The sequence below is a fragment of the Streptomyces seoulensis genome (genome assembly GCF_004328625.1).
GTDB lineage: Bacteria > Actinomycetota > Actinomycetes > Streptomycetales > Streptomycetaceae > Streptomyces > Streptomyces seoulensis.
On the sequence record NZ_CP032229.1, the window covers coordinates 3,998,410 to 4,012,085 of the forward strand.

General features: G+C 69.7%; 13 protein-coding genes. 8 read left to right on the forward strand and 5 right to left on the reverse strand.

Features of this window, described 5'->3' with window-relative positions; genetic code table 11:
- The first annotated feature begins 124 nt into the window (after positions 1 to 124).
- Together D0Z67_RS18730 and D0Z67_RS18735 are read left to right on the forward strand one after the other, a co-directional pair.
- Positions 125 to 832, forward strand: a complete 708-nt coding sequence (locus D0Z67_RS18730) for a DUF1707 SHOCT-like domain-containing protein (protein WP_031180987.1) — start codon at positions 125 to 127, stop codon at positions 830 to 832.
- 116 nt (positions 833 to 948) lie between these two features.
- Positions 949 to 1,314 carry a WhiB family transcriptional regulator gene (locus tag D0Z67_RS18735; RefSeq protein WP_078873256.1) on the forward strand — a complete coding sequence of 122 codons (366 nt, stop codon included), beginning with the start codon at positions 949 to 951 and terminating at the stop codon, positions 1,312 to 1,314.
- A gap of 46 nt (positions 1,315 to 1,360) precedes the next feature.
- Here D0Z67_RS18735 and glpX read toward each other — a convergent pair whose 3' ends face one another.
- Positions 1,361 to 2,392: a class II fructose-bisphosphatase gene (gene glpX / locus D0Z67_RS18740; RefSeq protein ID WP_031180989.1), complete on the reverse strand. Its 1,032-nt coding sequence runs from the start codon at positions 2,390 to 2,392 to the stop codon at positions 1,361 to 1,363.
- Positions 2,393 to 2,515: 123 nt separating this feature from the next.
- Here glpX and D0Z67_RS18745 point away from each other — a divergent pair, with 123 nt between their 5' ends.
- The gene (locus D0Z67_RS18745) at positions 2,516 to 3,040 is read left to right on the forward strand and encodes a DUF4245 domain-containing protein (protein ID WP_031180990.1); all 525 of its coding nucleotides are present in this window, start codon (positions 2,516 to 2,518) and stop codon (positions 3,038 to 3,040) included.
- An 87-nt stretch (positions 3,041 to 3,127) separates the two neighbouring features.
- Here the strand turns inward: D0Z67_RS18745 and D0Z67_RS18750 are convergent, their stop codons facing one another.
- From D0Z67_RS18750 to xseA, 3 genes are all read right to left on the reverse strand, one after another.
- A complete protein-coding gene (locus D0Z67_RS18750; RefSeq protein WP_031180991.1) occupies positions 3,128 to 3,718 on the reverse strand; it encodes a malonic semialdehyde reductase in 591 nt (196 codons plus the stop codon).
- 115 nt (positions 3,719 to 3,833) lie between these two features.
- The gene (locus D0Z67_RS18755) at positions 3,834 to 4,058 is read right to left on the reverse strand and encodes an exodeoxyribonuclease VII small subunit (protein ID WP_031180992.1); all 225 of its coding nucleotides are present in this window, start codon (positions 4,056 to 4,058) and stop codon (positions 3,834 to 3,836) included.
- Between the two features lie 9 nt (positions 4,059 to 4,067).
- Positions 4,068 to 5,288 carry an exodeoxyribonuclease VII large subunit gene (xseA, locus tag D0Z67_RS18760; RefSeq protein ID WP_031180993.1) on the reverse strand — a complete coding sequence of 407 codons (1,221 nt, stop codon included), beginning with the start codon at positions 5,286 to 5,288 and terminating at the stop codon, positions 4,068 to 4,070.
- Between the two features lie 90 nt (positions 5,289 to 5,378).
- Between xseA and D0Z67_RS18765 the strand changes: the two genes are divergently transcribed.
- From D0Z67_RS18765 to D0Z67_RS18775, 3 genes are all read left to right on the forward strand, one after another.
- Entirely contained in the window at positions 5,379 to 6,395 is a 1,017-nt protein-coding gene (locus D0Z67_RS18765; RefSeq protein WP_107059564.1) for a 4-hydroxy-3-methylbut-2-enyl diphosphate reductase, read from the forward strand.
- A 29-nt stretch (positions 6,396 to 6,424) separates the two neighbouring features.
- Complete coding sequence (gene ppgK / locus D0Z67_RS18770; RefSeq protein WP_031180995.1) at positions 6,425 to 7,180, forward strand: polyphosphate--glucose phosphotransferase; 756 nt, start codon at positions 6,425 to 6,427, stop codon at positions 7,178 to 7,180.
- Between the two features lie 71 nt (positions 7,181 to 7,251).
- The gene (locus D0Z67_RS18775; protein WP_051887643.1) at positions 7,252 to 7,776 is read left to right on the forward strand and encodes a hypothetical protein; all 525 of its coding nucleotides are present in this window, start codon (positions 7,252 to 7,254) and stop codon (positions 7,774 to 7,776) included.
- A 24-nt stretch (positions 7,777 to 7,800) separates the two neighbouring features.
- Here D0Z67_RS18775 and D0Z67_RS18780 read toward each other — a convergent pair whose 3' ends face one another.
- Positions 7,801 to 8,376, reverse strand: a complete 576-nt coding sequence (locus tag D0Z67_RS18780; protein WP_031180997.1) for a DUF6542 domain-containing protein — start codon at positions 8,374 to 8,376, stop codon at positions 7,801 to 7,803.
- Positions 8,377 to 8,569: 193 nt separating this feature from the next.
- On the opposite strand from D0Z67_RS18780, the gene ychF reads away from it, so the two are divergent.
- Positions 8,570 to 9,658, forward strand: a complete 1,089-nt coding sequence (gene ychF, locus D0Z67_RS18785; protein ID WP_031180998.1) for a redox-regulated ATPase YchF — start codon at positions 8,570 to 8,572, stop codon at positions 9,656 to 9,658.
- Positions 9,659 to 10,072: 414 nt separating this feature from the next.
- On the forward strand, positions 10,073 to 13,675 hold the full coding sequence (locus D0Z67_RS18790) for a type I restriction endonuclease subunit R (protein WP_031180999.1): 3,603 nt from the start codon (positions 10,073 to 10,075) through the stop codon (positions 13,673 to 13,675).
- The last annotated feature ends 1 nt before the right edge of the window (position 13,676 follow it).

Consider the following 13,676-nt stretch of genomic DNA (forward strand, 5'->3'; position numbering starts at 1 on the left):
CAGCGTAGAACCCGGCTCGGACAGCGCGCCGGTGAGGTAGGACTCACTTGCCTCCAGGAACATCCGGCGGCTGGTTGTCCACAGGGCCTAGTCGCGATCTATCGCGTTTCGGTACTCTGCTGTCGTGGACCTTCAGAAGCACGCCCAGCCCCCGGCCACCGCCCCGCGCCCGGCCGACCTGCGCGCCTCGGACGCCGACCGCGACCGGGTCGCCGACATCCTCCGTGACGCCCTGGCCGAGGGCCGGCTGACCGCCGAGGAGCACGCCGAGCGGGTGGAGGGGGTGCTGCACACCAAGACCGTCGGCGAGCTGGACGCCTTCATACGCGACCTGCCCGCCGCGCACGAACGCCCGGCGGCACCCGCGTACGCCGTGCCGCACCGCCCGCCGCCCGGCTCGCTCCCGGCCGACGCGGACACCAGCGTGGTCGCCGTGTTCAGCAGCGCCGTGCGCCGGGGCCGCTGGCGTGCGGGGCGCCGGGTGCACGCCTTCGCGGTGTTCGGCAGCGTGGAGATAGACCTCAGCGAGGCCGTCTTCGAGTACCAGCAGGTGGTGATCAAGGCGGTCTCGGTCTTCGGGGACGTCCAGATCCGCGTCCCGGAGAACGTGTCGCTGCGCGGCACCGGCGGCAGCGTGCTGGGCAACTTCGAGGTCAGCACGGTGGACTCGGTGCAGTCGGACGCGCCGGTGATCTACGTCGACGGCTGGTCGGTGCTGGGCAACGTGGAGGCGCGGCCCCGGCGCGGAAGGTTCGTGGCGGACATCCTCGACCGGGTCCAGGACAAGCTCGACAAGGCGGACCGGAAGCTGCGCCGGCACCTGGACCGCTGAGGTCCGAACAAGCCGTCGTACGCCGGTGGTTGGGAACGCAGTGCATAGGCGCGCGTACAACGGGTAGGGCTTGCTGCATCGTCTCTCGCTAGCGAATTCGTCGTCAGGAGTAGACCGTGCTGCAACCGCCGCATTCGTCCCCGCGGGTAGCCGCCGTTCCGGCCCAGCGGGGCCCGGCGCGAGACAGGGATCAGGACGCGCCCTGGCACACCGAGGCGGTGTGCCGCCGCGACGAGGCCGGTCTGTTCTTCGCCCCGTCCAAGGAGCCGACCGCCGCGCGGCTGTCCCGCGAGGAGGCGGCGAAGCGGGTGTGCGCCCGCTGCCCGGTGATGATCGAGTGCCGCGAGCACGCCCTGCTCCAGCCCGAGCCGTACGGCGTCTGGGGCGGTCTGACCGCGGCCGAGCGCCGGGTGGTCCTGGCCCGCAGGCGCAGGCGCGAGGTGGAGCTCAAGAAGGCGACGGCGGCGCGTATGGCCGGCTGAGCCGCGGGTTCTCGGGGGCGCGAGAACTCCCGCGCCCCCTCGACCCCTACTTCGCCCGGTCGAAGTCGACCGCGCTGTAGGCCCGCAGCTTGCTGAGCCGGTGCTCCGACTCGATCTTCCGCACGGTCCCCGACTTGGACCGCATCACGATGGAGTCGGTGGTCGCGGTCTCGGACCGGTACCGCACCCCCCGCATCAGCTCCCCGTCGGTGATCCCGGTGGCCACGAAGAACACGTTCTCCCCGCTCACCAGGTCGTCCGTGGTCAGCACCCGGTCGAGGTCGTGGCCGGCGGCGATCGCCCGCTCCCGCTCCTCGTCGTCCTTGGGCCAGAGCTTGCCCTGGATCGTGCCGCCCAGGCACTTCACCGCACAGGCCGAGATGATCCCCTCGGGCGTACCGCCGATGCCGAGCAGCAGGTCGATGCCGGTGCCCTCGCGCAGCGCCAGGATGGACCCCGCCACATCGCCGTCCGAGATCAGCTTGATCCGGGCGCCGGTGTCCCGGATCTCCTTGATGACGCCCTCGTGCCGGGGCCGGTCCAGGATGCAGACCGTGACGTCCTCGGGCGTGCGCCGCTTCGCCTTGGCGACCCGGCGGATGTTGACCGACACGGGCGCGTCGATGTCCACGAAGTCGGCCGCCTCGGGCCCGGTGACCAGCTTGTCCATGTAGAACACGGCGGACGGGTCGAACATGGCGCCCCGCTCGGCGGCGGCCAGCACGGCGATCGCGTTCGCCATGCCCTTCGCCGTCAGGGTGGTCCCGTCGATCGGGTCCACGGCGATGTCGACCTCGGGTCCCGTCCCGTCGCCGACCTGCTCCCCGTTGAAGAGCATCGGCGCCTCGTCCTTCTCGCCCTCGCCGATGACGACGACGCCGTTCATCGAGACGGTGGAGACGAGGGTCCGCATGGCGCGCACGGCGGCGCCGTCGGCGCCGTTCTTGTCGCCGCGGCCGACCCAGCGGCCCGCGGCCATGGCCGCTGCCTCGGTGACCCTGACCAGTTCCAGGGCGAGGTTGCGGTCGGGGGCCTCGGAGGGGACATCGAGTTCGGACGGCAGATGATGCTCGGTCATCGGAGCGCACCTTTCTGATACGACGACGGCCGGATGAGTATGAGGTGACTCTATCGCCGGGCTTACAAAATGAGCAGGGGGCCCCACGGATGAGCGCGGAGGGCACCTGAGACCATAGGAGGCGTGGCAGGTTCGAACGGCAAGCAGAAGACGGTCCGGGACATGATCCTTTCCCTGGCCCTCATCGGAATCGCGGCGGCGGTCATCTACGTCTTCGTCCCGCACGACGACCACCAGCCCGACCTTCCCCGGGTCGACTACTCGGTCGAGACGACCACGGCACGCCGGGCGGTGAGCTACCCGGTGGCGGCCCCCGAGGGGCTGCCGGACACCTGGAAGGCCACCTCCGTCCGCTTCCGTGGCGAGGAGTCCGACCGCTGGCACCTCGGCTTCCAGGACCCCGAGGGCCAGTACGTGCAGGTCGAGCAGTCCACCGAGAAGCGCGCCGCCTTCATCGAGCAGGCCACCCAGGGCTCCTCGGCGACGAAGAAGACCGTGAAGATCGACGGCCGCACCTGGACCCGGTACTCCGGCGGCCGCTACGACGCCCTCGTCCTGGAGGGCACCCCCGGCTCCACCACGGTGGTTTCCGGCACCGCCTCCTTCGACCGCCTGACCACCATGGCCTCGGCGCTCAAGATGGCCTAGCAAGCCCCCTCTCACCATGCGCGAAGGCCCCCGGAAGCGCATTCCGGGGGCCTTCGTGTGTGCCGTCGAGTGGCGGGATGATGCTGGTCAGACGGTCGTGATCACGTCGTCGTAGGACAGGCGCGGCCCGCGCGGGTGGGAGGCGTCGGCGGCCGGGCGGCCGATGTTGACGATCATCAGCGGGGCGTGGTCGTCGTCCAGGAACTCCTTGCGGACCCCCTCGGCGTCGAAGCCGGTCATCGGGCCCGCGGCCAGGCCGGCGGCGCGGACGCCGACGACGAAGTAGGCGGCCTGGAGCGCGGCGTTCAGCGCGGCGGAGCGCTCACGGACCGGGCGCTCGCCGAAGAAGGCGTCCTTGGCCTGCGGGAACGCCGGGAACAGGGTCGGCAGCTCCTCGTGGAACTCGTTGTCCGCGGAGAGGATCGCCACCAGCGGTGCGGCGGCCGTCTTGGGCTTGTTGCCGTCCGCCATCAGGGCCACCAGGCGCTCGCGGGCCTCGGGGGAGCGGACCAGGGTGATCCGCAGAGGGGTCTGGTTGAAGGCGGTGGGCCCGTACTTGACCAGGTCGTAGATCGCGCGGACCTGCTCGTCGGTCACCGGCTCGTCGGTGAAGGAGTTCGCGGTGCGGGCCTCGCGGAACAGCAGGTCCTGGGCGGCCGGGTCGAGAACGAGAGACATCTGTGACTTCCTGGGGTGCGCGTACGGTCCGTGGTGCGGGACCTGATGACGGACCCGACCCTACGCCAAAGAAGTTCAAGCTTTAACAAAGCCTCCCGGGCAGCCCCTGGTCGCCCTAGTCGCCCTCCTCTTCCTCCGCCTCCTCCGCGAGCGCCGCGTCCAGCCGCTCCCGCGCCCCCTCCAGCCAGCGCCGGCACACCTTGGCCAGCTCCTCGCCGCGCTCCCACAGCGCCAGCGACTCCTCCAGCGTCGAACCGCCCGCCTCCAGCCGCCGTACGACCTCGATCAACTCGTCCCGCGCCTGCTCGTACGAGAGCGTCTCGTCCACCTTGCTGCTCATCCGCCCACCCTATTCATCGCCGCCGACATCGACCCGTACGGCGAACTCGCCCGCCGCCACCCGGGCCCGCAGCGGCTCGCCCTCGGTCACCTCGGCCGGGTCGCGGACCACATGGCCGTCCTCCTTCTGCAGGACCGCGTAGCCCCGCCGGAGGGTGGCCGCGGGGGAGAGGGCGACCACGCGCGCGTGCGTGTGCGTCAGCTCCGACTCCGCCCGGTCCAGCAGATGACCGAGCGTGCGCCGGGCGCGGCCCAGCAGCGCCTCCACCTGCTCCTCCCGCTCGTCCAGCATCCGGTGCGGGCGCTCCATCACGGGCCGGGCCAGCGCATGCGCCAGCCCCCGCTCCTCCCGCTCCAGCAGGGAGTGCGCGCACCGCCGGCCCCGGTCGCGCAGCATCCGTACCCGCGCCAGCTCCTCGCCCACGTCCGGGACGACCTTCTTGGCCGCGTCGGTCGGGGTGGAGGCGCGCAGGTCGGCGACCAGGTCCAGCAGCGGGGTGTCGGGCTCGTGCCCGATCGCCGAGACCACCGGCGTACGGCAGGCCGCCACGGTGCGGATCAGCTCCTCGTCGGAGAACGGCAGCAGGTCCTCCACGCTGCCCCCGCCGCGCGCCACCACGATCACGTCCACGTCGTCCCGCGCGTCCAGCTCCTTGACCGCCTGGACCACCTGCGGCACCGCGTGCACCCCCTGCACCGGCACATTGCGCACCTCGAAGCGGACGGCGGGCCAGCGGTGCCGGGCGTTCTCCAGCACGTCCCGCTCCGCCGCCGAGGCCCGGCCGCACACCAGCCCGATGAGCTGCGGCAGGAACGGCAGCGGCTTCTTGCGGTCGGCCGCGAACAGCCCCTCCGCCGCCAGCGACTTCTTGAGCTGCTCCAGCCGCGCCAGCAGCTCGCCCACGCCCACCGGCCGTATCTCGGCGGCGCGCAGCGAGAGCTGGCCGCGCGGGGCGTACCACTCGGGCTTGGCGAGCACCACGACCCGCGCGCCCTCGCCGACCACGTCCGCGACCGCGTCGAACACCTGCCGGTAGCAGGTGACGCTGACCGAGATGTCGTGCGAGGGGTCGCGCAGGGTCAGGAACACCACCCCGGCGCCGGGCCGCCGCGACAACTGGGTGATCTGCCCCTCCACCCACACCGCGCCGAGCCGGTCGATCCAGCGTCCGATCAGCCGGGAGACCTCCCCGACCGGGAGCGGGACCTCGGGCGACGTGTTCACAGCCATGCGGCGAGGGTAACGGCCGCCGCCGACAACGGGGGTGCGCCGTGGACACCCCCGTGGGGGGATCTACGGGGCCGGGCACCCGGCCTTACGATGGGACGCATGACCGCTTCGCCTGGCCGCCGTGTCCTGCTCGCCGCCCCCCGTGGCTACTGCGCCGGTGTGGACCGCGCCGTGATCGCCGTCGAGAAGGCCCTCGAACAGTACGGGGCCCCGATCTACGTCCGGCACGAGATCGTCCACAACAAGTACGTCGTGCAGACCCTGGAGAAGAAGGGCGCGATCTTCGTCGAGCAGACGGAGGAGGTGCCGCCGGGCGAGATCGTGATGTTCTCCGCGCACGGTGTCGCCCCGACCGTGCACGAGGAGGCGAAGCGCGGCCGGCTCGCCACCATCGACGCCACCTGCCCGCTGGTCACCAAGGTCCACAAGGAAGCCGTCCGCTACGCAAAGGACGACTACGACATCCTGCTGATCGGGCACGAGGGGCACGAGGAGGTCATCGGCACCTCCGGTGAGGCCCCCGAGCACATCCAGCTCGTCGACGGCCCCGAGGACGTCGCCAAGGTCGAGGTCCGCGACCCGTCCAAGATCGTCTGGCTCTCGCAGACCACGCTGTCCGTGGACGAGACCATGGAGACCGTCGACGCCCTGAAGGCGAAGTTCCCCGGCCTGGTCTCCCCGCCCAGCGACGACATCTGCTACGCCACGCAGAACCGTCAGCTCGCGGTGAAGCAGATGGGCGCCGAGGCCGAGCTGGTCATCGTGGTCGGCTCGCGCAACTCCTCCAACTCGGTCCGGCTCGTCGAGGTCGCCAAGCTCGCCGGGTCCCGCGAGGCGTACCTGGTGGACTTCGCCGGCGAGATCGACGAAGCCTGGCTGGAGGGCGTCACCACGGTCGGCGTCACTTCCGGCGCCTCGGTGCCCGAGGTGCTGGTCGAGGAGGTCCTCGAGTGGCTGGCCCAGCGCGGCTACGGCGACGTGGAGCTGGTCAAGGCGGCCGAGGAGTCCATCACCTTCTCGCTGCCCAAGGAACTCCGGCGCGATCTGCGCGAGGAGGCCGCCGCCCTGGCGGCCGAGCGCGGCGGAACCGGTACGCCCGGGGCGTGACCGTCAGTCGTACGTCGTAACGTGGGGCCATGCAGATCTTCGGCGTGGACATCGGCGGGTCCGGCATCAAGGGTGCCCCGGTGGACCTGGACAAGGGCGATCTCGCCCAGGAGCGCTGCAAGGTGCTCACCCCCCATCCGGCGACCCCCGAGGGTGTCGCGGACGGCGTCAAGGAAGTGATCGACCACTTCGGCTGGACCGGCCCGGTCGGGCTGACCTTCCCCGGAGTGATCCAGGACGGCGCGACCATCCTCACCGCGGCGAACGTCGACAAGAGCTGGATCGGTACGGACGCCCGCACCCTCTTCAGCGAGAAGCTGGGCGGCCTGCCGGTCACCCTGGTCAACGACGCGGACGCGGCCGGTCTCGCCGAGATGCGGTTCGGCGCCGGGCGCGGACGGAAGGGCACGGTCATCGTGCTCACCTTCGGCACCGGCATCGGCAGCGCCGTCTTCACCGACGGCGTGCTGGTCGCCAACACCGAGCTGGGCCACGTCGAGCTGAACGGCCACGACGCGGAGAAGAAGGCGTCCAGCAAGGCCAAGGAGGACGGCGACCTCACCTGGGAGCACTGGGCACGCCGGGTCGAGAAGTACCTCGCGCACCTGGAGATGCTCTTCTCCCCCGAGCTGTTCATCATCGGCGGCGGGGTGAGCCGCAAGGCCGACAAGTTCCTCCCGCACATCAAGGGCATCAAGGCCGAGATCGTCCCGGCCCAGCTCCAGAACAACGCGGGCATCGTGGGCGCGGCGATGCGGGCGGAGGAGCGGGCCTCGGCGGAGTAGCGGGGCCGGGGCAGCTGCCGGGCGCCGGGATAGGCTGCCCCGTCCCACTCCGGCCGGAGGTCGTCTCAGTGATGTCCCCACGGGTGTTCGCCGTCGCCCCGCTGGCTCTGGCGCTGCTCGCCCTGTCCGGCTGCTCCTCGTGGGGCTGCACCGACACGAGGGCGGAGCGCGGTACGCCCGGTGCCAGGGTGCGGGTCGTGGACACGGACGGGCGGCCGCTCGGCGTCACCGCCGTGGTCGTCGACTGGCGCCTGGAGCCCCACCCGCAGGTGCCCACCGATGGTGACCAGGTCCACTTCCGCTTCCGCTTCGACGGCGCCGACGAGAACTCCGACCCCGCGGTGGACGTCTGCGCGGTCGACGAGAAGCGCGTGGCGGTGGGGTGTGACCTGGTCGAGTCGTCCCAGGCCTTCGGGCCGGCCGCCGATCCCCGCACCGGCGATGCCTGGCTCGCCGTCGAGCACCCGGAGCGGGTCGCCGGAGTGCTGTTCATCCCCAACGACCAGTCCTACGATCGACGCACCTGTGCGGTGGACGTCAAGGACGGCGGCGGAATGCACCCTCCGGAGAGCCCCAGCAGGGGGGACCAGCTGTAAGGGGCCTGTTGAGCTGCTGTGGCCCTACGGACGGCGCCGTCTGCTCCGCACCCAGCGCACCCGGCGTACCAGGACCATCACCCCGGCGATCAGTGTGCCGCCGTACAGCCAGCCCGCCTGGGTGGCGAGGCCGGTGAAGACGCCCATCAGGGAGCCGAGGAAGCCGGCGCTGCCGTCGGCGACCGGGAAGAGTCCGGCGCCGAAGGCGATGGGCAGGGCGACGGGGGCGGTCAGCAGGTCGCCGGGGCGCACCCAGAGCGCGGTGAGCACGCAGACGGGCAGGAAGAGCACGCCGTAGGCGATCAGGGACGAGCCGAACAGCAGGGCGTCCAGCGCGCCGAGCAGCAGCATCGCGGCGACGCAGAACAGGCCGCCGCCGAGCCCGGTGAGCCGCGGGTTCGGGAAGCGCCGTCCGGTCGGCGCGGAGGCCGGCCCGGCGGCGGCGCGTACGGGCTCGGGGCCGCGGCGGGCCGCGACGGGCACCCCGGCCGGGCCGCGCGCGGCGTCCGGACCGCGCCGGGCCTGGGGCGGAAGATGCGCGGGCGTGGGTGTGCCGCGTCGCGGCCCGTCTTTCGGAGGTCGCGTTCTGTGTTGCTCCACTGGACCAACTTAGGTCTGTTTATGTGCCGAATCGCCCATCAGACACGCCGAAGACATGTCCGCGGGGTCAGTCCGGCCGGACGGGGGACGCTCCCGCTAACAGCCCCGCGCGGACGCCGTAAACTGGTGGATCGGCCGGTGTCCCCTGGGGCCTGGCAGCCCTTGGCCCCACTCCTCTACGGGAAGTCGCAACGTGTCGCTCACGATCGGAATCGTCGGCCTGCCCAATGTCGGCAAGTCGACCCTGTTCAACGCCCTGACCAAGAACGACGTGCTGGCGGCCAACTACCCGTTCGCCACGATCGAGCCGAACGTCGGCGTGGTCGGCGTCCCCGACGGCCGCCTCGCGCAGCTCGCGTCGATCTTCTCGTCGGAGCGCATCCTCCCCGCGACGGTGGACTTCGTCGACATCGCGGGCATCGTGCGCGGCGCCTCCGAGGGTGAGGGCCTGGGCAACAAGTTCCTGGCGAACATCCGCGAGTCCGACGCGATCTGCCAGGTCATCCGTGCCTTCAAGGACGAGAACGTCGTGCACGTCGACGGCAAGGTCTCGCCGAAGGACGACATCGAGACGATCAACACCGAGCTGATCCTCGCCGACCTCCAGACCATCGAGAAGGTCCTGCCGCGCCTCCAGAAGGAGTCCCGGATCAAGAAGGACGTCGCGCCGAAGGTGAAGGCGGTCGAGGAGGCGAAGGAGATCCTGGAGCGGGGCGACACCCTGTCCTCGCAGGGCATCCTCCAGGGCTCGGAGCGGGCCGAGCTGCTGCACGACCTGCACCTGCTGACGACGAAGCCCTTCCTCTACGTCTTCAACGTGGACGAGGACGAGCTGACCGACGAGGACTTCAAGAACGCCCAGCGCGCCCTGGTCGCCCCGGCCGAGGCGATCTTCCTCAACGCCAAGCTGGAGGCGGACCTCGCGGAGCTGGACGAGGAGGACGCGATGGAGCTGCTGGAGTCCGTCGGCGCCGAGGAGCCCGGCCTCGCCACCCTCGCCCGCGTCGGCTTCAACACCCTCGGCCTCCAGACCTACCTCACGGCCGGCCCCAAGGAGTCCCGCGCCTGGACCATCCCCAAGGGCGCCACCGCCCCCGAGGCGGCCGGCGTCATCCACACCGACTTCCAGAAGGGCTTCATCAAGGCGGAGGTCATCTCCTTCGAGGACCTCGTCGAGACCGGCTCGGTCGCCGAGGCCCGCGCGAAGGGCAAGGCGCGCATGGAGGGCAAGGAGTATGTGATGCGGGACGGGGATGTGGTGGAGTTCCGGTTCAATGTTTAATTGAACATTCAATCAAATTCCCTGCACTGGAAAGGTGCGGGTCAAGAGGGGGCCATCAGTCCGAGATGGGCCCCTCTGGCGCCTCATTGCAGCCAAGTGGTGCGGTTTGGTGCTGGGTGCTGCCCCAGAGGGCCGGAAACGATCACCCCTCGGCACCTGTGGCCACCCCTGGGATGCTGTCCCGTGCTGACAATGCGATCTCGGTGCCTTCTCTGGAGGTAACTCGCGGCAGAGAGCGCAGGCTTGGCGCTCGAGGCGGGCGCGCCAGTCCGACCCTGCGCGGGCGGCAGGCGCGAGGCAGTGCTTCTTGGCTTGATCGGTTTATTCGCCAGAGCGGAGCCCTTGGTTGGGCATACGCTGAGAGGTCTTGTCACAGGTAGGGCCGGACGTGGCCTGGTCGAGGAGCGGCAGCGTATGAGTGGGCAGGCACGGCGTCGTGAGCAAGTTCCGGAGCAGCTGAAGGCAGCAGCCCGGAGGTCTCCCAACTTCGGGCGGCTCTACGCGATGCAGCCCCTGCTGGCGATCTACGGCGCACAGGCCGAGCAGTCCGTCTTCACCAACCCCAACGTCTCGTACGTCGCCTCCGGCCAGTTCGGCGAGGTGCTTGCCGAGGAGCTGGTGCAGCGGGCCGGCGTGCGAGTAGAGGGAACCCGGCAGATCGACCGGCTGGCCGGACTCCAGCGCGCTGGCCTGCTCCCCGGTCGAACTCGGGATGCCTTCGACACGCTACGCCGGGGGCGCAACGACGCCGCGCACAATCACCTCTTCGACACCAGTAAGGCCCTCAAGGCTGTCGAACTCTGCTTCCAGCTTGGCCAGTTCTTTTCCCGCGCGATCGACAACGTACGAGAGATCGATGCGTTCGTGCCGCCCCAGCTGCCCAGCGAGGTTGCGGGCGGATCTGCCGAGCTGACCGAGCTCCGCGAGGCGCTCGGTCGCTACCAGCGCACCCTCGCTGAGTCCCGAACCCGCCTCAGCGAGGTCGGTGACCGGCTGGAGGCCGAGCGGCGCGGTCGGGAGGAGGCCGAGAGGCTGACCGAGGCTGCTGAGCGGGCCCGTGCTGAGTCTGAGGCGGAGGTAGCCCGCCATCGAGACGAGATCGAGCGGCTCCGGTGCGCCCACCAGGACCATTACGACCAGGAGCGTCTCAAGCCCCGGCCGGTCAGCGTCAATGCGCGTGAGGCGATCGTCGCCCGCGCCCAGCGGCCCGAGCCGCTCAATGAGGTGCAGGCGCGTGTCCGGATCGACGAGATGCTCACCCGGGCTGGCTGGACGGTCCAGGACTACGGTTACCTCAATCCACTCGCCTCCCAGGGCGTCGCGGTCCGAGAGTTCAGCCTGGCCACCGGCCGTGCCGACTACGTGTTGTACGTCGACGGCGCGATCGTCGGTGTCATCGAGGCCAAGCGTGAGGGCACCCCCCTGGCCGGCGCCCTCGCGCAGAACGAGCGGTACGCGGGAGGTGTCCTCAAGGAACACTCCATGGCGGTCTGGCGCGAGAGGGAACCGTTCGCCTTTCGCTACGCCACCACTGGCGCCGAGACGCTCTTTCTCAACCTCCTCGACCCGCACGCGCGCTCCCGCTCGGTTTTCGCCTTCCACCGTCCGGAGACCTTCGCTGCCTGGATGAAGCGGGCCACCGAGCACCCGGACACCCCCACCTTCCGGGCCGCCCTGCGTACCGCGCTGCCGGCACTGGAGTCGCACGACCTGCGTACGGCGCAGGAAGAGGCGATCGTCGGCCTGGAGAGTTCACTTGCCCAGGACAAGCCGCGCGCACTGATCCAGATGGCCACCGGTGCCGGTAAGACCTATACAGCGGTCACCGAGTCGTACCGGCTGCTCAAGCATGCGCGTGCTCGCCGCATTCTCTTCCTCGTCGACCGCAACAACCTCGGCCGCCAGGCCAAGGCCGAGTTCGACCGCTACAAGACGCCGGACGAGAACCGCAAGTTCACCGATCTCTACAACGTCGACTCGCTTGGACGATCCGGTCTCCAGGAGACGTCCTCCGTCGTCGTCTCCACGATCCAGCGCATGTACGCGCTCCTCAAGGGCGAGCCGCTGGAGGACAGTGCTGAGGCGGAGGACCGCGAGGACACCTCTACTCTCGACGAGAACTACATGACCGACAGCCCGGTCACCGTTGAGTACAACCCTGCCGTCCCGATCGAGTCCTTCGACTTGATCGTCATCGACGAGTGCCACCGCTCCATCTATGGCCTGTGGCGCGGCGTCCTGGACTACTTCGACGCCCACCTGGTCGGCCTCACTGCCACCCCTACCCGGCAGACCAAGGGTTTCTTCGACGGCAACATGGTCTCCGAGTACACCTACGAACAAGCCGTCGCTGACGGCGTCAACGTCGACTTCGACGTGGTCACCATGGACTCCTCCATACGGGAGGACGGCGGCGCCAAGATCGATAAGGGGACGACGGTCCGTATCCGCGACCGCAAGACCCGCGCCCAGCGTTACGAGGAACTGGATGAGGACTTCGTGTACACGGTCGGCCAGATCGGCCGCACGGTGATCGCCGAGGACGAGATCCGGGCCGTCCTCACCGCGTACAAGAACAACTGGCAGCGCTGGTTCCCGGGCCGGACCGAACTGCCCAAGACGCTGGTCTTCGCGGCGAGCGATGACCACGCGGACGAAGTCCTCAAGCAGGTCAAGGAAGTCTTCGGGCGCGGAGACGCCTTCGCCAAGAAGATCACCTACCGCTCCCGGGACAAGGGCGACGACCCCGAGCAGCTCGTCAACGACCTGCGGAACTCGCCGTTGCTGCGGGTCGCCGTCACGGTCGACATGATCGCCACGGGTACGGACATCAAGGCCCTGGAGTGCGTGATCTTCTTGCGGGCCGTTCGCAGCCCTGTCCTCTTCGAACAGATGAAGGGACGCGGCGCCCGCACGATCGACGCCGACGACCTGAAGGCGGTCACCCCAGACCCGGCCGCCGACCTGGCTAAGGATCGTTTCGTCCTGGTCGACGCGGTGGGCGTCACCGCATCGCCGCTGGTCGACACCCGCCCGATGCTGCCGCCGGACAGCGGTAGTCTCAGCCTGACCAAGCTGATGGACAAGGCGGGCAGCCGCTCGCTGACGGCCGAGCAGGCCGAGACGCTTGGGCGCCGGCTGGCCCGGCTTGACCGCAAGCTCACGAAAGAAGAGCGGGAGCGGATTGAGCAGGCATCGGGTGGGGTGCCACTGGCGGACATCGTCCGGCAGATCACCGATGCGGTGGACGTCGACACTCAGGACCGGGCGTACCGGGAAGGCGGCGCGGACCGAGCACGGCGCCTGGTCCATAACTCGGTTGAGACCCTGACCACACACCCGGAACTGCGGAAGCTGATCATTGGCATCAAACAACAGCACGACCTCACCTACGACGCGACGACCGAGGTCACGCTGAAGGTTAATGAGGTCCCGAGGGAGGAGCGTGCAGTGAAGGAGCTGGCTGAATGGCGCCAGCTCCTGGAGAGCCGCAAGCACGACGAGGCGGCGGCGGAAGCAATCGCTCTCCAGGTGATCCTCGGTAGCGGCTCGCGGGTGCGGCCGCAGGAGGCGCGGGCCCACCTGAAGGAACTGATGGCGGCCATCAAGGCCACTAGGCGGAACTGGACCCCGAAGGTCATCTGGGACCACTACGAGCTGGTCGGCGAGGCGGCCGAGTCGCTGACGAAGTCGGCTGGCCTGGGTGACCTCATGAACCTGGTCCGCTACACGCTCGGCGCGGACAACCAGCTTCGCCCGTATCGTACGGTGGTCGAGGAGCGCTTCGAAGGCTGGCTGCTGAGGCAGAGCCAGGCGGGTGCGGAGTTCACTGATAACCAGCTGTGGTGGCTGCACCGGATCAAGGATGCGATCGTGGTCGACCTGGGTATGGAGCGCGAGGACTTCGGCCACATGCCGTTCTCCGAGAAGGGCGGAGGCCCAGGCTTTGCGAACGCCTTCGGCGGCAGGAACCAGGCCTTGGGACTGTTGGAAGAGCTGAATCGGGAATTGGCCTAGG